This is a genomic window from Actinomadura sp. WMMB 499, assembly GCF_008824145.1.
Taxonomy (GTDB): domain Bacteria; phylum Actinomycetota; class Actinomycetes; order Streptosporangiales; family Streptosporangiaceae; genus Spirillospora.
In genome coordinates, this window is record NZ_CP044407.1 from 2,600,833 (window position 1) to 2,623,069 (window position 22,237).

23 protein-coding genes are annotated in these 22,237 nt (G+C 72.3%); 9 read left to right on the top strand and 14 right to left on the bottom strand.

What is annotated here, in order from left to right:
- The first annotated feature begins 3 nt into the window (after positions 1 to 3).
- The 4 genes from F7P10_RS11180 (at position 4) to F7P10_RS11195 (ending at position 2,280) form a co-directional block, all read left to right on the top strand.
- Positions 4 to 660 carry a hypothetical protein gene (locus F7P10_RS11180; RefSeq protein ID WP_218040462.1) on the top strand — a complete coding sequence of 219 codons (657 nt, stop codon included), beginning with the start codon at positions 4 to 6 and terminating at the stop codon, positions 658 to 660.
- Between the two features lie 113 nt (positions 661 to 773).
- Complete coding sequence (locus tag F7P10_RS11185; protein WP_254716544.1) at positions 774 to 1,046, top strand: hypothetical protein; 273 nt, start codon at positions 774 to 776, stop codon at positions 1,044 to 1,046.
- Positions 1,043 to 1,639, top strand: coding sequence for a DUF6879 family protein (locus F7P10_RS11190; RefSeq protein ID WP_176611410.1), 597 nt, complete (start codon positions 1,043 to 1,045; stop codon positions 1,637 to 1,639). Before F7P10_RS11185 ends, F7P10_RS11190 begins: the two co-directional genes overlap by 4 nt.
- A gap of 14 nt (positions 1,640 to 1,653) precedes the next feature.
- On the top strand, positions 1,654 to 2,280 hold the full coding sequence (locus F7P10_RS11195; protein ID WP_151009289.1) for a DUF6082 family protein: 627 nt from the start codon (positions 1,654 to 1,656) through the stop codon (positions 2,278 to 2,280).
- A gap of 84 nt (positions 2,281 to 2,364) precedes the next feature.
- Here the strand turns inward: F7P10_RS11195 and F7P10_RS11200 are convergent, their stop codons facing one another.
- Complete coding sequence (locus F7P10_RS11200; RefSeq protein WP_151009290.1) at positions 2,365 to 2,562, bottom strand: DUF397 domain-containing protein; 198 nt, start codon at positions 2,560 to 2,562, stop codon at positions 2,365 to 2,367.
- A complete protein-coding gene (locus F7P10_RS11205; RefSeq protein WP_151009291.1) occupies positions 2,562 to 3,368 on the bottom strand; it encodes a helix-turn-helix transcriptional regulator in 807 nt (268 codons plus the stop codon). Before F7P10_RS11205 ends, F7P10_RS11200 begins: the two co-directional genes overlap by 1 nt.
- Before the next feature lie 100 nt (positions 3,369 to 3,468).
- Between F7P10_RS11205 and F7P10_RS11210 the strand changes: the two genes are divergently transcribed.
- The gene (locus F7P10_RS11210; RefSeq protein ID WP_151009292.1) at positions 3,469 to 3,705 is read left to right on the top strand and encodes a hypothetical protein; all 237 of its coding nucleotides are present in this window, start codon (positions 3,469 to 3,471) and stop codon (positions 3,703 to 3,705) included.
- A gap of 187 nt (positions 3,706 to 3,892) precedes the next feature.
- Here the strand turns inward: F7P10_RS11210 and F7P10_RS42240 are convergent, their stop codons facing one another.
- Positions 3,893 to 4,030, bottom strand: a complete 138-nt coding sequence (locus tag F7P10_RS42240; protein WP_176611411.1) for a hypothetical protein — start codon at positions 4,028 to 4,030, stop codon at positions 3,893 to 3,895.
- A 47-nt stretch (positions 4,031 to 4,077) separates the two neighbouring features.
- Entirely contained in the window at positions 4,078 to 4,716 is a 639-nt protein-coding gene (locus F7P10_RS11220; RefSeq protein ID WP_151009294.1) for a TetR/AcrR family transcriptional regulator, read from the bottom strand.
- A 173-nt stretch (positions 4,717 to 4,889) separates the two neighbouring features.
- Between F7P10_RS11220 and F7P10_RS11225 the strand changes: the two genes are divergently transcribed.
- The gene (locus F7P10_RS11225) at positions 4,890 to 6,104 is read left to right on the top strand and encodes an RNA-guided endonuclease TnpB family protein (protein ID WP_151009295.1); all 1,215 of its coding nucleotides are present in this window, start codon (positions 4,890 to 4,892) and stop codon (positions 6,102 to 6,104) included.
- Between the two features lie 68 nt (positions 6,105 to 6,172).
- Here the strand turns inward: F7P10_RS11225 and F7P10_RS11230 are convergent, their stop codons facing one another.
- The 10 genes from F7P10_RS11230 to F7P10_RS11275 form a co-directional block, all read right to left on the bottom strand.
- Positions 6,173 to 7,018 (bottom strand): enoyl-CoA hydratase/isomerase family protein, encoded by an 846-nt coding sequence (locus F7P10_RS11230; protein WP_151009296.1) that lies wholly within the window; start codon positions 7,016 to 7,018, stop codon positions 6,173 to 6,175.
- A gap of 13 nt (positions 7,019 to 7,031) precedes the next feature.
- Positions 7,032 to 8,141, bottom strand: a complete 1,110-nt coding sequence (locus F7P10_RS11235) for an acyl-CoA dehydrogenase family protein (protein WP_151009297.1) — start codon at positions 8,139 to 8,141, stop codon at positions 7,032 to 7,034.
- A complete protein-coding gene (locus F7P10_RS11240; protein WP_151009298.1) occupies positions 8,138 to 9,355 on the bottom strand; it encodes an acyl-CoA dehydrogenase family protein in 1,218 nt (405 codons plus the stop codon). The genes F7P10_RS11235 and F7P10_RS11240 overlap by 4 nt, the downstream gene beginning before the upstream one ends.
- Positions 9,352 to 10,695, bottom strand: coding sequence for a CaiB/BaiF CoA-transferase family protein (locus F7P10_RS11245; protein ID WP_151009299.1), 1,344 nt, complete (start codon positions 10,693 to 10,695; stop codon positions 9,352 to 9,354). Before F7P10_RS11245 ends, F7P10_RS11240 begins: the two co-directional genes overlap by 4 nt.
- A complete protein-coding gene (locus tag F7P10_RS11250; protein ID WP_176611412.1) occupies positions 10,692 to 11,798 on the bottom strand; it encodes a CaiB/BaiF CoA-transferase family protein in 1,107 nt (368 codons plus the stop codon). The genes F7P10_RS11245 and F7P10_RS11250 overlap by 4 nt, the downstream gene beginning before the upstream one ends.
- A complete protein-coding gene (locus F7P10_RS11255; protein WP_151009301.1) occupies positions 11,782 to 12,651 on the bottom strand; it encodes an ABC transporter permease in 870 nt (289 codons plus the stop codon). The genes F7P10_RS11250 and F7P10_RS11255 overlap by 17 nt, the downstream gene beginning before the upstream one ends.
- Positions 12,648 to 13,748 (bottom strand): ABC transporter permease, encoded by a 1,101-nt coding sequence (locus F7P10_RS11260; protein ID WP_176611413.1) that lies wholly within the window; start codon positions 13,746 to 13,748, stop codon positions 12,648 to 12,650. Before F7P10_RS11260 ends, F7P10_RS11255 begins: the two co-directional genes overlap by 4 nt.
- An 11-nt stretch (positions 13,749 to 13,759) precedes the next feature.
- On the bottom strand, positions 13,760 to 15,298 hold the full coding sequence (locus tag F7P10_RS11265) for an ABC transporter substrate-binding protein (RefSeq protein WP_151009303.1): 1,539 nt from the start codon (positions 15,296 to 15,298) through the stop codon (positions 13,760 to 13,762).
- A 130-nt stretch (positions 15,299 to 15,428) separates the two neighbouring features.
- Positions 15,429 to 16,472, bottom strand: a complete 1,044-nt coding sequence (locus tag F7P10_RS11270) for an ABC transporter ATP-binding protein (RefSeq protein ID WP_151009304.1) — start codon at positions 16,470 to 16,472, stop codon at positions 15,429 to 15,431.
- A complete protein-coding gene (locus tag F7P10_RS11275) occupies positions 16,469 to 17,491 on the bottom strand; it encodes an ABC transporter ATP-binding protein (protein ID WP_151009305.1) in 1,023 nt (340 codons plus the stop codon). The genes F7P10_RS11270 and F7P10_RS11275 overlap by 4 nt, the downstream gene beginning before the upstream one ends.
- A 333-nt stretch (positions 17,492 to 17,824) precedes the next feature.
- Here F7P10_RS11275 and F7P10_RS11280 point away from each other — a divergent pair, with 333 nt between their 5' ends.
- From F7P10_RS11280 to F7P10_RS11290, 3 genes are read left to right on the top strand one after another with little or no spacing between them, the layout of a single operon-like run.
- On the top strand, positions 17,825 to 20,302 hold the full coding sequence (locus F7P10_RS11280; protein ID WP_151009306.1) for an AMP-binding protein: 2,478 nt from the start codon (positions 17,825 to 17,827) through the stop codon (positions 20,300 to 20,302).
- Positions 20,295 to 21,071 carry an SDR family oxidoreductase gene (locus F7P10_RS11285; RefSeq protein ID WP_151009307.1) on the top strand — a complete coding sequence of 259 codons (777 nt, stop codon included), beginning with the start codon at positions 20,295 to 20,297 and terminating at the stop codon, positions 21,069 to 21,071. The genes F7P10_RS11280 and F7P10_RS11285 overlap by 8 nt, the downstream gene beginning before the upstream one ends.
- A complete protein-coding gene (locus F7P10_RS11290) occupies positions 21,071 to 22,165 on the top strand; it encodes a phosphotransferase family protein (protein ID WP_151009308.1) in 1,095 nt (364 codons plus the stop codon). Before F7P10_RS11285 ends, F7P10_RS11290 begins: the two co-directional genes overlap by 1 nt.
- The last annotated feature ends 72 nt before the right edge of the window (positions 22,166 to 22,237 follow it).

Consider the following 22,237-nt stretch of genomic DNA (forward strand, 5'->3'; position numbering starts at 1 on the left):
GCATTGCTCTCGGAGTACCAGCGGCAACTGCGCGAACGCTATCTGGCCGCTCCCGTCATGGCGCCCCCGGCGCCCTGGCGGCCGGTGCTGGACAACCGCACGCCCATCGGCGGCCTGCTGGGCATCGGCTTCGCGGTCCATCCCGGCAACGTGCACGACCTGGTCATGGTCGTCTCCCAGGACGGCCACGGCCTCTTCGACGCCGTCACAGGCGAGAAGATCGCCCGTGATCGTGACCCGGACCCCGACACCAGCACGCCCGACGCCGTCCCCGACCTCGCCTGCCCCGGCCTCGGCCCCATCTCCGGGACACCGGTACGCATCGCCGGCCTGTTCGGCGGCGGCCTCCACTCCACCACCTCCGACGGCTGGACCCTCGACGTCGTCAGCCCCGAGTGGCCACACCACCGTGTCCTGCTATCCACAGACGGCGGCCACCACCAAGGACCCCCCGGAGACCACTGGTGGCACATCTTCCACTCCAACTACTCCGAACTCCGCACCGCCGGATTCTCTCCCTCGGGCCGCACCCTCGCCGTCGCCACAAGCAGCGACCTAACCCTCTGGACCCGGCACCGACAAAACGCCGCCTCCGACCAGAGCGCGGAGGGCCTCTACAGAACGGTCCAAAATCGGACCCCGACCCAGGAATCCCATTAATTGCCAGATGGCACTCCTGCGATTCGTCACCGAAACCTCCGCGCCACAAGAACCGATCCGGCCGGATGGGGTCACGAACGCCCGAGGCCGTTTCCTCGGAACACGCTCCGGGCATGGACATCGCCGACCGCTGCCCTGGAGGCCCCATGAAGGCGATCGGCCGGCTCGGCAAAGCGCCTGCTGAGCGTGGCGACACCACCTCGACGACCGGTTCCCCCGATATTCTCGCCCTCGATGACGGCGCATTCGCCGTCATCGGCGTCGACATCACCGACGAACTCGGAACGAATCCGCTGAAAGACGCCCGGTGCGCTCCGAACGAACGCATCGTTCGGATCACCCGCACCACCCTCATCTCCGCGAAGAAAGACATCCCGGACCCATGATGCATCAGCCGCCCGCATGGGCACTGGAACGCAGCGAGCGCGTCACCCCGGACGGTTTCCTGGAATCCTTCCGTGAAGCCTGGGAACGCACCGAACGGCGCTTCCTGAAACTGGAGTGCTGGCAGTCGTACCGCGAGGCGGAAGGCGTCCGTTCGCAGGAGGCGTTCGAGGCGGGCGACATCGAACGGGCCCGCCGCCTCCTGGAGGAGGAGGCGATGGGAGACCAGCCCCTCCGCGACGAGGTGAAGGCTCGCGGCCTGGAGTTCACCCGGGTGCGGCTGCTCGATCTCCCCCTCACCGGCTACCTACGCTACGAGATGATCAACTACGAGGTCCGCGACCGGCTCGGCGAGCGCATGGAGTTCATCGCCCCGCCGTCCCCCGTGGAGGGCTACTTCGACTTCCTGCTGTTCGACTCCCACACCGCGCTCATCCACGACTACGGGCCTGGCCCCGTCGGCCACCAGACCGGCGGCTGGCTCACCCACCACCCCGCGACCCTGCACGCACTGTCCGACACCATCGCCGACCTTCGCACCCGCGGCGAGCCGGTACCGGCCCTGGAGACGTACGCCGCCACGTTCCGCACCTGACGAACGGCGCCGCCATGCCGGGGAGATTAAGACGGGCCGTCCCGACGAGCCTCGCGATCGCCGCGGGGCTCCTCGTCGTCGTCCTGTGCGTCCTCGTCCCGCTACTCCTCCTGCTCGGCCTGGACGACGACGAACTGGCGCGCTGGTCGAACATCGGCCAGGCGCTCGGCCCGCTCGGGGTCTTCTTCTCCGGCACCGCATTCCTCGGCATCACCGCCGCACTCCTGCTCCAAGGCCGCGAGCTGCGGAACCAGCGCGAGGAACTGACGATCGCCCGAGAGGAGCAGGCGCGCAGCAGCGAACTCGCGCTGCGCGAACTGCACGCCGACCTCATCAAGATGGCCATCGAGGACAGCGAGCTCCGCTCGGTATGGCCCGCCCCCTCCCCCGGCGCGGAGACGACCCGCAAGGATCACTACTGCAACCTGATCCTCAACCTTCAGAAGGTCGCCTACGAGACCCGCACGATCGAGCTTCCCGAACTCCGCGGTGCGCTCCGCTTCCTCATGACCAGCCCGGACATGCGCGCGTTCTGGTCGCGGAGCCGTCCGTCCCGCGTCTCCATCACCGACGGCGACGGCCCCGAGGACACCTTCACGGCCGAAGTCGACGCGGCATACACCGACACCATCATCCCCTGAACCGTCCGGCTCGTTCGCCAGGACGGCCGTAACCGCGACGAGCCCCCGGCCTGGGACGGCCGAGGGCTCGCTGCACCGGGGAGATCAGGTCAGGTCGTGCTCGCCGCTCTTCACCCGACGCGCGAACGCACGCCAGTCGGCGGAGCCGAACACCAGGTGGGGCGCCTCGGGAGCCTTGGAGTCCCGCACCTCGATGTTTCCTACGAGCCGCGCAACCTCCACGCAGTCGCTCGTTCCGGCGTCGGTTCCACTGTGGCTGGACTTGCGCCAGACGGGAGTCATCAGAATCTCTCCATCACTTGCTGGATTAATTCGGCGGACGCGTCCACCGGCAGCGCCCGATCACTCACGCGATCGAAGTTCGCTCGATAAGAGCGTACATCCGAGGCATCTACGGCGAGTCGCCCGCCGAAGCTGGCCTCGATGTAGACGGCGTCGTTCCCGTCCACGGTCATGATCTTGAATGAGCCGTCCCGTCCCACATGGGCGCCGACGCGGCGAGGGACGATCCGCACGGAGATGTTCGGCTGCTCGCCCAACTCCAGCAGCCTGCCGAGTTGGCCGCGCATGACCTCCGTTCCGCCGACCGGTTGCGCTATGACTCCCTCATCGAGCATGACCCAGAGGTCAGGCGCAGGATCCCGGAGCAGGCTTTCCTGCCGCTTCATCCGGACGGCCACGCGCGAATCGACGTCTCGGAACCCGCCCCCGAGCACGGTCTCTCGTGCGTACGCCTCGGTCTGGAGCAGGCCTGGAATCCAGGCGAGCTCCCATATTCGCAGCTCAGAGGCGCGAACCTCCATCTCGAAGTGCGTTTTGAACCACTCCGGATCATGTCCCGATTTGGCGAAATGCACCAGGACCTGGAAGAGATCGGCCGTATCCCACTCCCCATCGATGATCTTCGCGTGCTTCATCTGAAGCTTCATCCCGCCGGACTCAAGCCGCGAAACACTCGACCTATCAAGATCGAGAATGTCTCCGAGAGCCTGACCGGACATCTTGTAGCGCTCGCGGTGTCGTCGCAGTTGAACCGCTACGAGGTCCCACAACGAACCGGACGGATTGAGCGCGTCTCGAGCACTCACCACCAGCCCCCCGATGTTGAATGTTGTGACCTAACGTAGCGAAGGTAACTCGCAGCGCACATGCTTGTCACTGGAAGACGCCAAATCAAAGGGGTCGATCATGAATGGCAAGCATGATCTTGAAGACCGGCAACTCAGCGAACTCAGATCCAAATTCTCCGGACATCGAATCTGGCGGGCGGTTCGCCGGGACGGGCTGTTGGGTGACTGGGTGGCCAGCCTCCACGACCCGTCCGCTGGTATCGACCCCACGGTGATCTGCCCCGACGCCTCCGCGCTGCGCGACGCCCTTCGTGAGGAAGCAGTACGCGCTGGCGAGCGGTGGGAGCTCCGGTGACGGAACGGCCGTACCCCCAGGCGGCCTGGTCACCGGCCGGGGCCGCGTCCCCCGACGCGGCCCCGTGGGGGGAGGTGAGAGCGGCGCGGCCGGTGGGTCACCCCTCGGGCACACCGTCCGCGCCGCTCCGCCGCCCCGCACCGACGAAAGCGGAGCCGGACGTCCGGATGCGGCGGGCCACCGCGGCTCACATCGAGATGCTGTTCCCCGGCGTCCACTGCTGGTGGGGACGGCACACCCGGCGCTGGTGGGCGTTCGTCCCGACATGTCGAGGCGGCAGGCTGGTCGAGGCCGACACCCCGAACGTCCTGTTCGCCCAGATCACTCGCGAACTGTCCCCGGAACGGGTGCGTCCGCCGTCGCAAGACCCCGTCAGGCGGACGGGCGAGGGGGGTCTCCGGCCGTCTTGAAGATCGCCGTCACCGTGCGCTCCATCACCCGGGTGGCCTCGTCGACGGAGAGGCCGAGGTCGTCGCGGCTGCCCATCCACGCGGGCCAGGTGCAGGCCACCAGGAGGGCGCTGACGATCTCGTCGGCGTCCCCGGTCGCCAGTGCGATCTCCGGGGCGAACGTCTGCCCGATGTCCGTGCGCAGGCGCTCGTTGTGCCGCCGCCGGTTGCGCCTGAGCTGCGCGGAGAACGGGAGGCGCAGCTGGGCGGCGCGGGACGCGCCGGCGATCGACTCGAGCATCTCCGCCCGCTGGCGGCAGAACGCCCGCACCCGGTCTTCGAGCGGCTGGTCGGCCGGGATCACGAAATGGTGGGAGTACTGAACCTCCAGGGTCTTCTCCCCGGTGGCGGCGAAGAGGCTCTCCAGGTCCGGGAAGTGGCTCCAGAGGGTGCGCAGCGAGACGCCCGCGCGTTCGGCGACCTGGGCCGCGGTCGGCCGCAGCGTGCCTTCCATCATCAGCGCCATGTTGGCGTCGACGATCGAGGCTCTGGTCCGCTGCGACCTCAGCGTCCGGCCGTCGGCGGCCCGCTGCCCGGACGGGGCCGCCTCACGGGAACTCATCAGGACTCCTTCGTGGATACCCCGGCCTTCAGGCCGGGGAGGAAACGAAACCCCTGCGGAGCAGGACAGGGAAAGGTGATCCGCCCCCGGGGCGGATCACCCTCCACCACCACTTTTCCGCCGAATCCGCCGGACGCCTGCGGCCGTCGCACCTGCGTCGTTAGGTTGCGGGCATGGCGTGCACGGTGAAGCGGGCGTTCAAGTACCGCTTCTACCCGACGGACGGGCAGGCGGCCGAGCTCGCCCGCACGTTCGGGTGCGTGCGGCTGGTGTACAACAAGGCCCTGGAGGAACGCACCCGCGCCTGGCGCTGCGAGCGGCGCAGCATGTCCTACGGCGACACCTCGGCGGCGCTGACCGGGTGGAAGCAGACCGCCGAGCTGGCGTTCCTGAGCCAGGTGTCGTGCGTACCTTTGCAGCAGGCGCTGCGGCACCTGCAGGCCGCCTTCACCGCGTTCTTCGACAACCGCGCGGGGTATCCGCGGTTCAAGTCGCGCAAGAAGTCCCGCGCGTCCGCGGAGTACACCCGGTCGGCGTTCACGTTCCGCGGCGGTGAGCTGAGGCTGGCGAAGGTGAGCGGGCCGCTGGACATCCGCTGGTCGCGTCCGCTGCCGGAGGGTGCGGTGCCGTCCACGGTGACGGTGTCGCGGGACGCGGCCGGGCGGTGGTTCGTGTCCATCCTCTGCGAGGACCGCATCACCCCCCTGGCCCCCGCCGAGACGACCGTTGGCGTGGACGCCGGGGTCACCTCGCTGGTGACCCTTTCCACGGGAGAGAAGGTCGCCAACCCCCGGCACGAGCGCCGCGACCGCGAACGCCTCGCCAAGGCGCAGAAGAACCTGGCCCGCAAGGCCAAGGACTCGGCCAACCGGGACAAGGCCCGCCGGAAGGTCGCGCGGGTCCACGCCCGGATCGCCGACCAGCGGCGCGACTTCCTGCACAAACTCACCACCCGGCTCGTCCACGAGAACCAAGTGGTCGTGATCGAGGACCTGAACGTCCGCAACATGGTCCAGAACCGTTCCCTCGCCCGCGCGATCTCGGACGCAGCATGGCGGCAGCTGCGGGCGATGCTGGAGTACAAATGCGCCTGGTACGGGCGTGAACTGGTCGTGGTGGACCGGTGGTTCCCCTCCACCCGCACGTGCTCGCGGTGCGGGACCGTGCACGAGAAGTTGCCCCTTGAGGTGCGGGAGTGGGAGTGCGGCGGGTGCGGGGCCCGGCACGACCGGGACGTCAACGCCGCGCGCAATCTTGTGGCCGCCGGGCCGGCGGTGTCCGCCTGTGGAGCCGGTGTCAGACCTCGACGGGAATCTTCTTCCCGGACGGGGCGGTCGGTGCCGAAGCAGGAAACCCGGCGGGCGACCGCTGGAATCTCCCGCCTTTAGGCGGGGTAGGTCAACTCGGATACCTCCTGAAGGATGTTCTCACGAACGATGATGCCGGACCGCCGGGTTCAGGCGCCGTCGTCGAAAAGGTCGACGGGGAAGTCCTTGGTCTTGGACAGCGTCCATCGGGGCGCGCGCTTCTCCCGGAACGCGTTGACACCCTCGGGTGCGTCCGCGTGCCGGCCCGCCCAGCGGAAGAGGTCCCGCTCGAGTTCGAGCGCGGCGTTCCGGTCGGTCTCCTCGAGGAAGCGGCGCCCGACCAGCTTGGTGATCGCGGCGGACACGGGCGCGACGTTCGTCGCGATGTCGGCGGCGATCTCCTTGGCGGTCGCGACCACCGAGTCGGCCGGGACCGCCCGGGACGCGATGCCCAGCGCGACCGCTTCCGTGCCGGAGAAGATGCGCCCGGTCAGGAGCAGGTCCATCGCCCGGGAGTACCCGATGAGGCGGGGCAGGCTCCACAGCAGGTCGGCGTCGGGGATCACGCCGCGCCGGTTGAAGACGAACCCGAGTTTGGCGTCCTCGGCGGCCACGATGATGTCGGCGCGGAGGGCCATCGTCATGCCGGCTCCGACCGCATGCCCGTTCACGGCCGAGATGACGGGCGTGCGGATGCGGTCGGCCGGGCGGTGCGGGCCGGGGTACCTGGCCTCGGCCTCCTCGCGGGTCAGCGAGCCGTCGAAGGTGCGGCCGGCGGGCAGCAGGCCCGCGCCGGCGCAGAAGGCGCGCCCGGCGCCGGTCAGGACGATCGCGCGGATCTCGTCGTCGGAGTCGAACCGGCCCAGCGCGTGCCCGATCTCGGCCGACATCAGCCAGTCCCAGCTGTTGAGCCGGTCGGGCCGGTTGAGGGTGATGGTGCCGATCGGGCCGTCGACGTCGACGAGGATCGACTCGTAGGCGGGGGTGCTCGTCATATTTCCTCCTGGTTCAGATGCCGATGAGGTCGGCGATGCGCCGCCGGTAGTCGCCCACGTCGCCGAAGAGCATCAGCGATGCCTTGGCGCGCTTGAAGTAGAGGTGGGCGTCGTGCTCCCACGTGACGCCGATGCCGCCGTGGATCTGGAGGTTGTCGCCGGCGGCGCGGAAGTAGGCTTCGGCGGCGGTGGCCTTGGCGACCGCCGCGGCCGGCTCCAGCTCCCGCGGGGCCTCGTCGGCGCACCACGCGGCGTACCGCGCCATGGCCCGTGCCCCTTCGATCTCGACCAGCATCTCGGCGCACTTGTGCTTGATCGCCTGGAACGAACCGATCGGGCGGCCGAACTGCTCCCGTACTTTCGCGTACTCCACGCTCATGTCGAGGCATGCCTGGGCGCCGCCGACCATCTCCGCCGCCAGGACGGCGTCCGCGTGGGCGAGCGCTTCGCCGAGCAGGCCGCGTCCGGCGCCCGGAGCGGACACGAGGGTCGCGGGCGTGTCGGCGAGGTCGACCCGTGCCAGCCCGCGCGTCTGGTCCAGGGCCGGGAGCGGCTCGATCCGGACGCCCGGCGAGCCGGTCTCGACCGCGAGCATCGTCGGGCCGCCGGGGGCCTCGGCGAGGACGAGCAGGACGGTCGCGGCGGCGCCGTCCAGGACGGGCGAGAACGCCCCCGTCACGGTCCATTCGTGCCCGGCCGTCGCCGTGGCGGCGGTGGCGGTCGAGTGCCACCGTTCCCCCGGTGCGAGCCAGGCCATGCTCGCGACGGCGGAGCCGTCGGCGATCCGTGGCAGGAGCGCGGCGCGCGCGTCCTCCGTCCCGGCGTTGAGGGCGGGGACGGCGAGGCCGGCGGTGCCGAGCAGGGCGCTGGGGGCGAGCGCGCGGCCCGCCTCCTCGGCGAGGTGGGACACCTCCTGGAAGCCCAGGCCCGCGCCGCCGAACTCCTCGGGGACGGCCAGGCCCGCGGCTCCGAGGTCGGTGGACATCCGCCGCCACAGCTCGGCGTCGAAGGCGGCCGGGGTGTCCATCACCTCCCGGACCCGTTCCAGCGGGGTCACCGAGTTCAGGAAGCGCCGGGCCGTGTCCCGCAGGGACCGTTGCTCGTCGGTCATCGCCATGCTCATCGCGCCGTCTCCTTGGGGAGTCCGAGGACCCGCTCCGCGATGATGTTGCGCTGCACTTCCGCGGTGCCTCCCCAGATCGTGTGGGAGCGGGTGGCGAGGAACTCGTCCTGCCACTCGCCGAGTTCGTAGCCGGTGCCGGTGACCAGGGCGTCCGGTCCGATCAGGTCCATGGCGATCTCGGCCAGGCGGCGCTGGAACTCCGACCACCGGATCTTGCTGGTGGACCCGTTGGCGAGCCCCTGGCCGGAGCGTCCGGCGGCGAGGTCGGCGACGAGCCCGAGGCCGTTCGCCCTGATGACCTGGATCTGCGACCAGGCCCAGGCGAGTTGCTCGCGCACCCGGACGTCGTCCTGCAGCCCGCGCTCGCGGACCTCGCCGACCAGCCGCCAGAACTGCCGCTCGAACGCGACGTGCTGGGTGGTGGCGCTGCCGCCGCGCTCGCTGCCGAGCGTCGTCATCGCCACGCGCCAGCCCTGGTGGAGGCCGCCGATGACGTTCGTGAGGGGCGTGCGGGCGTCGGTGAGGAAGCTCTCCCCGAACAGCGCCTGCCCGGTCATCCGCTTGATGGGCCGGAACTCGACGCCGTTGGGTTCGCCGTCCACCTGGAGGGGGAGCAGGACGTAGCTGATCCCGCGGTGCTTCGGCGCGTCGGGGTCGGTGCGCACCAGGCAGAACATCCAGTTCGCCTTGTAGTAGCCCGAGGTCCAGGTCTTTTGCCCGTTGATCACCAGGTCGGTGCCGTCGACCTCGCCGCGGGTGCGCAGCCCCGCCAGGTCCGAGCCCGCGCCGGGCTCGGAGAACCCCTGGCAGTAGTCGTGCTCGCCGCTGATGATCGGCGGCAGGATCCGCCGCTTCTGCTCCTCGGTGGCGTGCGCGATGACGGCGGGGCCGACGAGGCCCTCGCCCATGCCCCGGGTCAGACGGGGGACGCCTGCGCGGTCGAACTCCTCGTTCATCAGCGCGACCTCGACGCCGGAGAGCCCGCGCCCGCCGTACTCCCGCGGCCAGGCGACGCACATGAGGCCCGCCTCGGTGAGCGTGTCCGCCCACCGGTCGAGGTGCGCCTTCAGATCCGGGGCGGGGACGCGCGGCACCGGGACCCCGCGCAGGTGCTCGGGGGCGTTGCGCCGCAGCCAGTCCCGGATCTCGTCGCGGAACTCCAGCGCGGCCTCGCCATAGCCGATCGGCGAGGCGTCCGTGTCGGGCGCCGTCATGGACGTGCCTCCTGTCGTGCGGCCGCGGCGGGTTCGACGCGGGAGACGTGCGGTGTGTCGGTGTCGGCCGTGGGGGCGTCGGCGAGGGCGGCCGTGCCGCGCAGCTCGGCGATGCGCGCCTCGTCGTAGCCGAGCAGGTCGCGCAGGATCTCGTCGTTGTGCTCGCCGAAGAGCGGCGCGGCCCGGCGGTGCGAGCCGGGGGTCCGGGAGTGCCGGAAGCCGAGCGCGCCGTAGGTGCGGCGGCCGACGGCGGCATGGTCGAGGTCGACCAGCATCCCGCTCTCGCGCATCGCCGGGCACGTGGCGATCTCGTCGCCGCCGAGGACGGGCGCCGCGGGCACGCCCGCGTCCTGCAGGCGCTCGGCGAGCGCCGCCTTGCCGTGGCCGCGGGTGAGTTCGGCCAGGACGCCGTCGAGGGCGTCCTGCGCGGCCAGCCGGTCGGCGAGCCGCAGGAAGGCCGGGTCGTCGGCGAGGTCGGCCGCGCCGAGGACGGTGCACAGCGCCCGCCATTGCGCGTCGTCGTGCACCGCGATCGCGATCCACTCGTCGTCGCCCGCGCACGGGTACGCGCCGTGCGGGGCCGCGTCGGGCACGCGGTTGCCGTCGGGCGCCCGCGTCGCGCCGGTCTCGGCCTGTTCCAGGAGGTACTCGCCGATCCAGGAGGCGGCGGCCTCGACCTGGAACACCGACACCCCCGCGCCGCGTCCGGTGCGCTCCCGCAGTTCCAGCGCCGAGACGACGGCGGCGACGGCGTTCAGCCCGCCGATGGGGTCCATCACGGCGGGGCCGGTGAGGACGGGCGTCCCGTCCGGGTACCCCATGAGGGACGTCATGCCGGCCGCCGGCTCCATCGTCTTCCCCATGCCCTGGTGGGCGGACGACGGCCCGCCGGGCCCGAACGCGGGCATCTCGACGACGATGATGCGGTCGTTGATCCGGGCGAGGTCGCGCCGCCCGATGCCGAGCCGGTCCAGGACGCCGGGGGTGAAGTTCGCCAGCACGACGTCGGAGCGCCGCACCAGGTCGTGCATCACGTCCATGGCCCCGGCCTGCTTGAGGTCGAGCGCGAGGGACCGCTTGTCGAGGTTCTGGGAGTTGAAGAGGACGTTGCGGTTCTGCGGGTCGTCCCCCGGCGACGCCTCGGGGTAGTAGAGCGGTGCGCCGCCGCTGCGGGTGCCCCGCCACGAGTCGGGGTGGCCGGGTGCCTCGATCTTGAGCACGTCGGCGCCGAGGTAGGCGAGGCAGCGGCCGGCGAACGGCCCGGCCCAGGCGGTGGTGAACTCCAGGACGCGCACGCCCGCGAGCGGGCCCGCCGGGGGCGTGCCGGGTGCGGGGCTCATGCGGACCTCCGCCGGTCGCGGGCCGGAAGGCGCGGGCTCGCCGACCGCACCTCGGTGGCGGCGCCGTCGATGGTGAAGACCGAGCGCACCGCCGGCTCCGTGCCGCCGGGGCCGCCGACCCGGGACATGACGCGCCGGACGCGCCACTGCTCGGACTCCAGGAGGTCCCGCAGGCCGGTGACCTTCTCCGCGCTGACCCGTCCGCGCTGGCAGCCCTCGACCACCTCGTCGGCCCGGCGGGTCGCGGCGCGCTCCTGCAGCACGGCGACGATCTCCTCCCAGTGGCGCAGCCGGTCCGCGGACGTCCGGTACCGCTCGTCGTCCAGGAGGTGCTCGCAGTCGAGGACCCGGCACACGGTGGGCCAGTTCCGGATGACGAACAGGACGATCCAGGCGTCGGCGCACCGGAGCATCGCGAGGAAGCCCGGGTAGCGCTGGCGGGTGCCGTGGGTGCCGTTGTAGCTGTACGTGCTCACGATGTTCTGGCCCATGGCGGCAAGCGATTCGTAGACGGTGGCGTCGACGCGCTGCCCGGAACCGGACCGGCGCCGCTCGTACAGGGCCGACACGACCGAGATGTAGGCCGTGGTGCCGGTGGCGTAGGACGCGCGCTCGCCGAGCCCGTAGACGGGTTCGCGGTCGAGTTCGCCCGTGACCTTCATCGCTCCGGCGAGCGCCTGGTGGATCATCTCGGAGAACCGCCAGCCGCCGTAGGCGCCGCCTTCGGGGGCGTCGCCCACGACGCAGTCGACCAGCCGGTCCCCGGCGCCGTCCGGCGCGTCCGTCCCCTGGTCGCGGACGACCACGTCCGCGCGGCCGACCAGTTCGCGCAGGGCGCGCCGGTCGGCCGGCGAGCCGCCGTCGTGGAGGATGGAGCGCTTGCCCTGATTCAGGTGCCGGAAGAGGAACGAGCCGTTTTCGGTGCGCGGCCCCCGCCGCCGGGTGGGGGTGCCGCCGGGCGGCTCGACCAGCACCACGTCGGCGCCGTTCATCGCGAGCATCCGGCCGGCGTACTGCCCGGCCACCGACGTGCTGAGGTCGAGGACGACGACGCCGTCCAGGGCGGACGGGGGCCGTTCGGTTCGGTCAGGCGACGACGACATTGCTCTCCTTCCGGTCATCGGGGGACAGGCCCGTGCTCATCCGGTCGCGCAGGGAGTCGCCGACGCGGTAGACGCACAGCACGACGACGCCGAGGAGCAGACCGGGCGGGAGGATCAGCATCGGGGCCGACAGGATCTGCGAGTAGGCGTCGTTGAGGTCGCTGCCCCAGCTCGGGGTCGGCCGCTGGGGCCCCAGCCCGAGGAAGGCCAGGGCGCCCTGGATGACGAAGGTGAGCCCGGTGTAGATGGTCATCTGGATCACGACCGGCCGCAGCGCCGTGGGCAGCACATGGCGTACCAGGACGATCGGCGTCCACACCCCCGAGAGCCGGGCGCTCGCCACGAAGTCCTGCTCGCGCACCGCGAGGACGCCCGCCCGCGTGAGCTGCGCGGTGTTGGGGGCCAGCACCAGCCCGACGGCCACCATCGAGGTGACCAGGCCGACGCCGAGCGAGCCGGTGATCGCGATCGCCAGCACCAGCAGCGGGAAGGCGATCATGGTGTCGGAGATCCGCATCAGCACCGTGCCCACGTACCGGGGCCAGAATCCGGCGGCGGTCCCCCAGGGCACGCCGAGCAGGACGGCGACGCCGATGCAGATCGCGACTCCGGCGAAGGCGTTCCGGCCGCCCCAGATGAGCCGGCTCAGCACGTCCCGTCCGAAGCGGTCGGTGCCGAGCCAGTGGTCCATGCTCGGGCCCTGCAGCCGGCCGGCCAGGTCTTGTGTGAGCGGGTCGTGCGGGGCGATCCACGGGGCCAGTGCCGCCGCCGCCAGGAGCAGCGCGAGGACGGCCACCGGGAGCCGGGCCCCCGGGGGCACCATGCGTAGCAGGCGTCCTCCCGGCCCGGTCATGCCGTCCCCTTCCGGATCGCAGGGTCGACCAGACCCGCCGCTATGTCGACGATGAGGTTCACCACCAGAGCGATGACGACGTACACGAGGACGACGCCGAGGATGACCGGGAAGTCGAGCTGCCCGATCGCGGTGACGAGCGTCCGGCCGAGGCCCGGCAGCACGAAGATCTGCTCGAGGATCAGCGTCGCGCCCAGCTGCCCGAGCGCGAGCAGCGCGATGACGTTCAGGGTCGTGGGCAGCACGGAGCGGAACGCGTAGAGCCAGGTGATCCGCCGCTCGGGCACGCCCATGGCGCGCGCCGTCCGGACGTGGTCACCGGCCATGGCGTCGGCCATCGCCGCACCCACCTGCCGGATCACGATGGCGCTGCCGCCGAGGATCATCGGCATCGCCGGGAGGATCAGGTGGTGCACGTTGCGCACCGGGTCCTCCGCGAAGGGGACGAACCCGAGCCGCGGCAGCAGGCCGAGCCACACCGAGAAGATCGTGATCAGGACGAGCGCGGCGAAGAAGTCCGGCACGGCCAGTCCCAGCCCCGAGGCGCTCCGGACGAACCGGCCGGACCGCCGCGCGGCGCGCTTGCCCGCGAACACCCCGAGCGGGATGGCGATCAGGCACGTGCCCACGATCGCGATGAGGGTCAGCTCCAGCGTGACCGGCAGGGTCTCGGCGATCGTGTCCGCCACCGGGAAACCGGTCTGGAAGGAGTCGCCGAAGTCGCCGATCAGCGCCTTCCCGAGCCAGCTCAGGAACTGCTCGGGCAGCGGGCGGTCGAGCCCGAGCTGCCGCTCGATGAGGGCCACCGACTCCGGCGTCGCGTTCTCGCCCAGCCGGGCGTAGGCGGGGCCGCCCGGGATGATCTTGACGAGGAGGAAGGTGAACAGCCCGGCCCCGACCGCGGTGGGCGGGAAGAGCAGGAGCCGCACCAGGACGAACCGCGCGAGGCCGCTCTTGCCGCCCGTCTTGGGGCCGCGCCCGGCGCCCCGCCCGGCCTCGCCGGGTTCCCCGGTCTCGCCGGACGCCGCGCGCTTCGCCGGCTCCGCCGGCCGCTCCCGCCCGCCGGCCGCGTCCGTCCGCGTGTCCGCGGCGTCCATCGGGCCCGCCATCACTCGAGCCCGAGCGCGGTCAGGTCCGCCTCGCCGTTGAGGGAGATCGACTGCTCGCCGCCGGTGACGTTGCCACTCCAGGCCGTGACCGTGGGCGAGTAGTACAGCGGAATGATCGGCACCTCCTCCTGGACCACCTTGGTGGCGTTCTCGATGGCCTCCGCCAGCTCCTCCTCGCCCTCGGCGGCGTTCGCCCGCGCGACGGCCTCGTCGCCGCCGGGGATCGGGACGTTGCCCGAGTTCCCGGCGGACTCGGTGGTCAGCAGGCGGCGGTAGATGCTCAGCCAGTCGGGGCCGGCGTTCATGCCGCTGGACATCAGGTCGTACTTGTGCTCGACGTAGAAGCCCTTCGTGGCCTCACCGATGTCCTTGGCCTCGAAGTCGACCTTGATCCCGACCTTGGCGAGCTGCTCGGAGACGACCACGCCGTTGTTGATGAACGCCGGCGAGTTCAGCGCGGCGCCCCGCAGGGTGAGGCCGTCCGGGTGGCCGGCCTCAGCGAGCAGCTGCTTCGCCTTGGCGGGGTCGTAGGCGTAGGTCCCGTCGAGGTCGTCGAAGTGGAAGGGGTGGCCGGGCGGGTACGGCTGCGTCGCCCCCACGTCGCTCAGGCCCGCGGAGTTGGCCTTCGCGAGGGCGGACCGGTCGATCGCGTGGCTGATCGCCTGGCGCACCCGCTTGTCGGCGAGCGGTCCCTGGCTGCGGTCGATGCTGAGGTTGGTCATCGACACCCCGAGGCTGTGCTCGGTGTGGACGTCGGTGCCTTCGAGGGCCTTGGGGGCCGAGTAGTCCAGCCGCCAGGCGAAGTCGACCTGCCCGCCGGTGAGCGCCGCCACCTGCGCGGACGGGTCGCTGATCAGCTGCGAGGAGATCTGGTCGACCTTGGCCGCCGGCAGGCCCGCCGGCTTGTAGCCGTCCCACTTCGCCAGGGTCACCGACGAGCCGGGCACGAACCCCGACAGCCGGTACGGGCCGGCGCCCACCGGCTCGGCCCCGAACTTGTCGCCCGCCTTCTCCCGCGCGGCCGGGGAAGCGATCATGCCGAGGCGCGAACCCAGCAGCTCGGGCAGGCCGCTGCCGGGCTCCTTGAGCTTGATGACCAGGGTGTCGGCGCCCTGGACCTCGATGGACTCCAGCGCGGGGATGTGCTGGTTCTCGAGGGCGAGGCACTGCTCGAGGCTCTTCTTCACCGCCGCCGCGTCGAGGGCGGTGTCGTCCTGGAACTTCAGGCCGGTCTGGAGCTTGAGCGTCAGGGTCTTCAGCCCGTCGGAGAGGTTCCATTCCGTCGCGATGCCCGGGGACAGCTCGCCGGTGCCGGGGTCGGTGCGGATGAGCGGAGCGTAGATGGCGGCGATGTAGGCCGACTCGGACCCGTTGGCGGGCCCGCAGGGGTCGAACTGGCTCGGGCTGAGGCTCTGCAGGGTCCGCAGCGTGTTCCCGCCGTCCGAACCGGAGCCGGAGCCGCAGGCGGCGAGGGCGGAGACGAGCGCGGCGGCGAGTGCGGCGGCGCGGAAACCGTTGCGGTGGATTCGCTGCTTCATCGGAGACTTCCTTCTCGGGGTGGTGGTTCTCCGGAACGGCGGGGCGGGTCCGGTGGATCGACGTGGGTGGATCGACGTGGGTGGACCGGAGTGGGTGGACGAGCGTGAGCGGGGTCGGGGCGGGCGGGCGCTAGCGCCGCGGGGCGGTGCCGTCGCGGATCTCCCGCGAGAAGTGGCAGGCCGCCCGGTGCACCGGACCGCCGTCGGCCGCGGACGCGTCGACGGTCTCCGGCGCGGGCTCCTCCCGCGCGCAGATCTCCTGGGCGAAGGGGCAGCGGGTCCGGAAGCGGCAGCCGGAGGGCGGGCGGCGCGCGTCCGGGATCTCGCCCTCGAGCGGCTGGATCTCGGCGTCGCGTGCGCCCGGACCGACCCTCGGCACCGCCCGGATCAGCGCCTGCGTGTACGGATGCCGGGGCGCCTGGAGCACCTCGCGCACCGGGCCGATCTCGACGAGCCGTCCGAGGTACATGACGCCGACGTCGTCCGCGATCCGGGCGATGGACGACATGTCGTGGGAGATGAAGACGTAGGTGAGGTCGAACGCCTCGCGCACCTCGTCGAGCAGGCGCAGCACGCCGGCCTGGACCGAGATGTCGAGCGCCGCCACGGGCTCGTCGCACATGACGAGCGGGGCGCGGGCGGCCACCGCGCGGGCGATGGTGACGCGCTGGCGCTGCCCGCCCGACATCTGGACGGGGCGCCGGTCGGCGAGCTCGGGGCCCAGCCCCACCTGCCCGAGCAGTTCCACGGCGCGGTCGCGCAGGTGGCCGGGGACGGTGAGCCGGCGCGGCACCAGGGGTTCGACGACGCTCTTCCAGACCGGGCGGCCGGGGTTCAGCGCGAGCACGGGGTCCTGGAAGATCATCTGCACCTGCCCGGCGCGGCCCACCGACCCGGCCGCGGGCGCGAGCCGCCCGTCCGGACCGGCGATCGCGATGGTGCCGGCGTTGACCGGCACCAGCCCGGCGATGGCCTTGGCGAGCGTGGACTTGCCCGAGCCGGACTCGCCGATGATGCCGAGGGTGGTGCCGCGCGGCACCTCGATGTCGACGCCGTCGACGGCGCGGACGGCGTCGCGGCGGCCGCCGAAGCGGACGGCGAGGTCGCGCACCCGGAGGGCGGGCGTCCGCTGCTCCTTCTTCCCGCTCTCCGGCAGCGTGCTGTCGACGGTCATGCCTCCACCCCCGGAAGTGCCAGCTCGGAACTGCGCAGGCAGCGGGTCCGGCCGCCGCGGGGGGCCGGTTCCAGCGCGGGCATGCGCTCGGTACAGCGGTCCTCCGCGTGCGGGCAGCGCGGATGGAACCGGCATCCGGCCGGCGGACGGGCCGGGTCGGCGGGCGCGCCGGTGATGCCGCCCCGCTCGTCCGGCTGGTCCAGGTTCACGTCCGAGGCCCGCACCAGCGCCGAGGCGTACGGATGCTGCGGTGCGCTGAGCAGTTGCTCAGCATCGTCGTCGTTGACCACCTGGCCGCAGTACATGGTCACGACGCGCGAGCACAGCGCGGAGACCACGCCCAGGTTGTGGGTGATGAGCAGGACCGCGAGGTCGAGCTCGCGCGCCAGCCGCCGCAGCAGGGAGATGACCTGGGCCTGGATGGTGACGTCCAGGGCGGTGGTCGGCTCGTCGGCCACCAACAGCCGGGGCCCGCAGGCGAGCGCCATGGCGATCAGGACCCGCTGGCACATGCCGCCCGACAGCTCGTGGACGTAGGCGTCCATGGTGCGCCGCGGGTTAGGCAGTCCGGCCAGGCCGAGCATGTCGACGGCCCGGCTCCGGGCGTCGGCGACGCGCACCGTCTCGTGCGCGCGGATGACGTCGACGATCTGCTTGCCCACGGGACGCGAGGGGTGCAGCGAGGCGCGCGGCTCCTGGAAGATCATGCTGATCTCGCTGCCGCGGATCCGGCGGAGGCGCTCCCCGTCGGCGCGGAGCATGTCCACGCCGTCGAAGCGGACGCTTCCCCGCACCGACGCGTTCGCCGGCAGCAGCCCCAGGAGGCTCAGCCCGGTCAGGGTCTTGCCGGACCCCGACTCGCCGACCAGCCCGACCAGCTCGCCGGACCGGATGCTCAGCGAGACCTCCGACAGCAGCCGGTTGCCGCCGATCGAGACGGATAGGTCGTCCACTTCGAGCAGTGCCGGTGCGGTTTCAGCGGCCGCACCCTCCCCTGGATCGAGGCTCGTCGTAGCCATCGGACCACCTCCGATCGAAGGAAATATGCATCGGCAGTGCATAAACTATTGTGGCCGCCGTCACAGCTGTCAAGGGGGTGATCGGTGAGCGCCGGGCCGTTCGCGCGATGGACCCCCACTGCGCGGGGCGTCCGAGCCATGCCCGGGCAGGAATATGCACGGTGCATGCAGAAGAACACTCCGCCGAGACGCATGTCAAGCATCAAAAGCGGAGGATTGGCAGGCGAACCCCTTCCGCGTTAATCTGCATCGGCGATGCATAAAGTCCGGGACCGTGCGGCCACGTCGCCGCGCCTGCCGGCACGGACGAGTCGTCGACGGAAGGACGCGCCCATGGGACGACGGTTGAGCATCGGCCGGCTCTTCGCCCACTTCGCCGCCACCAAGCCCGACGAGCCGGCCCTGGTCGACGGGGACGGCTCCGGGCAGATCACCTGGGCCGAACTGGACCGCCGCACCAACCGGCTGGCCCGCGCCTACGCCGCCGCGGGCGTCGGCAAGGACGACACGGTCGCGGTGGCGCTGCCCAATTCGGCCGAGCTGTTCTGCGCCTGCATAGCCACCTGGAAGCTCGGCGGCACGGTCCTGCCGCTGTCGCACAAGTTCCCTCCGGCGGAGCGCCGGCGGGTGCTCGACCTGGCCCGCCCCACCCTGCTCGTGGGCGATGAGGCGTCCGACGGCCTCGCCGCCTTCCCGGCGGGCTTCGTCCCGGACGCCGGGCTGGACGACGGCGAACTGCCCGACGTCGTCCCGACGTACTGGAAGGCGCTCACCTCCGGCGGCAGCACCGGCAAGCCCAAGCTCATCGTCAGCCACGACGACCCGTACTACGACCCCGGCTCCCTCAACGTCGGGTACATGCACCCCGACGGCGTGCACCTGGTGTGCGGCCCGCTGTACCACAACGCGGCGTTCGTCTACTCCGCCCGCGGGCTCTTCGCCGGCAACCGGCTCGTGATCATGCCGCGGTTCGACCCGGCGCGCGCCCTCGACCTCATCGAGGAGCACGGCGTCACGTGGCTCCAGCTGGTGCCCACGCACATGAACCGTCTCCGCCGCCTGCCCGCGGAACGCCTCGCCACGGCGGACGTCTCCTCGGTGCGCACCCTGCTCCACGTGGGCGGACCGTGCCCGCCCCGGCTGAAGCTCGAGTACATCGACTGGCTGGGGCCCGACCGCGTCGTCGAGATCTACGCGGGCACCGAGAGCCAGGGCATCACCTTCATCACGGGCCGGGAATGGCTGGAGCACCGCGGATCGGTCGGGCGTCCCATCCGCGGCACCCGCTTCGAGGTCCAGGACGGCGAGGGGCGCCCCGTGCCGCCGGGCACCGTGGGAGAGATCTTCCTCATGCCGCCCGACGGCCCGGGGACCACCTACCACTACGTCGGCGCCGAGCCGCGCAGCCGGGACGGCTGGGAATCGCTCGGCGACCTGGGCTGGTACGACGAGGACGGCTACCTCTACCTCGCCGACCGGTCCACCGACTGCATCGTCAGCGGCGGAGCCAACATCTACCCCGCGGAGATCGAGGGCGCGCTGGAGGCGCATCCCGGCGTCCATGCCTGCGCCGTGATCGGGCTGCCGGACGACGACCTGGGCCACCGCACCGTCGCGCTCGTCGAGCCGGCGCCCGGCGGCCCCGCGCCCGGCGCCGACGAGCTCGACGAGCACCTCCGGCCGCTGCTCGCACCGTACAAGCGGCCGCGCGCCTACGAGTTCGTCGACCGGGCCCTGCGCGACGAGGCCGGCAAGGTGCGCCGGTCCGCGCTGCGCACGGACCGGCTTCCGGGCGCGCCCGGCCACGGACGGCTCGTCATGCCCGGCCGGGGCCGGTGGCGCGTCCTGCGGACGGGCTCGGCCGCCGTCGACCGGCTGTTGCGGGTGCTCGACCTGGACCAGGCCGGCGAGCGCGCCTTCACCGGGACGAGCATGGAGCAGCCGGCGCACCGGGTCTTCGGCGGGCAGGTGCTCGCCCAGGCCGCCGTGGCGGCGGCGCGCACCGCCCCCGGCGACCTGGTGCTGCACTCGCTGCACGCCTACTTCGCCCGCGCCGGCGACCCCACCGCGCCGATCAGGTACGAGGTCACTCCCCTCCGCGCGGGCCGGTCGTTCCTCCTGCAGCGGGTCGACGCGCTGCAGGGGGCGGAGATCATCGGAACGGTGACCTGCTCGATGCAGCGCCCCGAGCCCGACCACCTCGCCCACCGGCTGCCCGAGCCCGGATCGTCCGTCCCGCCCGAGGACGCCCGCTCCCGCTACCCCTTCGCCGAGGGCGACGCCGAGGACGGGGTCCTGCCGGGCCCGGTCGAGTTGCGCGAGGGCGGCCACGGGGCCGACCCGCTCGCGCCGTCCGAGGTCTGGCTGCGCGTGCCGGCCGGGCTGCCCGACGATCCGCTGCTGCACAGCACCCTGGTCGTGTACATGTCCGACTACACCATCATGCGCGCGGCGTTCCGCGGGCATGCCGTGCGGCGGAACTCGACGACGGGCGCCAGCCTCGACCACGCCCTGTGGCTGCACCGCGCGGGACGTGCCGACCGGTGGCTGCACTACGTCTGCACGAGCCCCTCGGCCGGGGCGGCGCGCGCGCTCGGCCTGGGCTCCCTCTTCTCTTCGGAAGGCGGGCTCGTGGCGACCAGCGGCCAGGAGATGGTCATCCGCTTCCGCGCCGACCGGCCCGCGGCGACCGGCGAACGCGACGCGCCCGCACCCGCCGACGCGCCCGCACCCGCGGGCACGTCCACGGGTACCTCCACCACGACGTCCCCCCACCGCACCGACCACGCAGGAGAGTCCACACATGCCTGAGGCCGTCAACTCCGGCGACCGGGCCCTGGCGGGCCGCACGGCCGTCGTCACCGGCGCCAGCCGGGGCATCGGGCTGGCGATCGCCCGGCGCCTCGCCGACGACGGGGCCCGGGTGTGCGTCACCGGGCGCAAGCCCGACGCCCTCGCCGAGGCGGTCCAGGCCCTCGGCGGCCCCGGCCGCGCGATCGGCGTACCGGGGAACATCGGCGACGCCGGACACCGGGACGAGGTCGTCGAGCGCACCCTCGCCGCCTTCGGCAGCGTGGACCTGCTCGTCAACAACACCGGGATCAATCCGGTGCAGGGCCCGCTCATGGACCTCGACCTGGACGCCGCCCGCAAGATCACCGAAGTGAACGTCCTGGCCGCCCTGGCGATGGTGCAGCGGTGCCACGGCGCCTGGATGGGCGAGCACGGCGGCGCCGTGGTCAACGTCGTGTCGACGGCGGGGCTGCGGCCGTCGCCGGGAATCGCCTTCTACGGCGCCAGCAAGGCGATGCTCATCCACCTCACCAAGAACCTGGCGGGCGAGCTCGGCCCGGCGGTCCGGGTGAACGCGGTCGCCCCGGCCGTCGTCAAGACGCGGTTCGCGCGGGCGCTCTGGGAGGGGCGCGAGGACGACGTCGCGGCCCGGTACCCGCTGCGGCGGCTCGGCGTGCCCGAGGACGTCGCGGGCGCGGTCGCCTTCCTGCTGTCCGAGGACGCGTCGTGGGTGACCGGGCACACGGTGGTCCTCGACGGCGGCTCGACCATGGGCGGTGGCGCCTGATGCCGGGTCCGAGCGACGGTCCCGCCGGTCGTGCCGGTCCCGCCGGTCCCGTGCCCGGGCTGGACCTCGAACGGTTCTCGGCCTGGTACGAGCGGCACTGCCCGGGCGACCTCGGGTCGGCCGTGACCGCCCGGATGGTGTCCGGCGGGAAGTCCAACCTCACGTACGCGGTGTCCGACGGGGCCACCACGCGGATCGTGCGGCGGCCCCCGCTGGGCCACGTCCAGGCGACCGCGCACGACATGGCGCGGGAGTTCACGGTCATCGGCGCGCTCGCCGGCACCGCCGTCCCGGTCCCGCGGACCTTCGCCCTCTGCGAGGACGACGCGGTGCTCGGGGCCCCGTTCTACGTCATGGAGTACGTGCCCGGCACGGCGTACCGGCGCCGCGAGCAGCTCGAACCGCTCGGGCCCGAGCGCACCCGGCGCGTCGCGCTGGAGATGATCGGGGTCCTGGCCGGGCTGCACGCCGTGCGGCCCGACGCCGTCGGCCTGGCGGGGTTCGGCCGGCCCGCGGGGTTCCTCGCCCGGCAGGTGCGCCGGTGGGGACGCCAGCTCGACGGCTCCCGCACCCGCGACCTCCCCGACGCCGACACGCTGCTGCGCCGGCTCCAGGCGGGCGTCTCGGCCCGTACCGCGGGCGACGAGGCCGCGATCGTCCACGGCGACTACCGCCTGGACAACCTGCTGGTGCACGGGGACCGGGTCGCCGCGGTCATCGACTGGGAGATGGCGACCCTCGGCGATCCCCTCACGGACCTGGCGCTGCTGCTCGTCTACGACAAGCTGGCCGAGGTCTCGCGGGGCGCGAGCGACGCGACGGCGGGCCTGGCCCCCGGCTACCCGAGCGCGCAGGAGCGCCTCGACCACTACGAGCGGGCCAGCGGCAGGCGGCTCGGCGACCTCGAACTCCACCTGGGACTGGCGCACCTCAAACTCGCCGTCATCCTCGAGGGCATCCACTACCGACACCTCCAGGGCGGGACGGTCGGCGGCGGGTTCGACGGCGTCGGACGCTCGGTCGAGCCGCTGCTCGCCGCCGGGCTGGCCGCCACCCGGAGCCTGGCGACGAAGACGATCGGGCTCCGCGACTGACCCGGCCGGACGTACGCCGGGGCGAGTCCCGCGCCCCGGCGCACGGTGTCGTCAGCACGGTGTCGTCAGCAC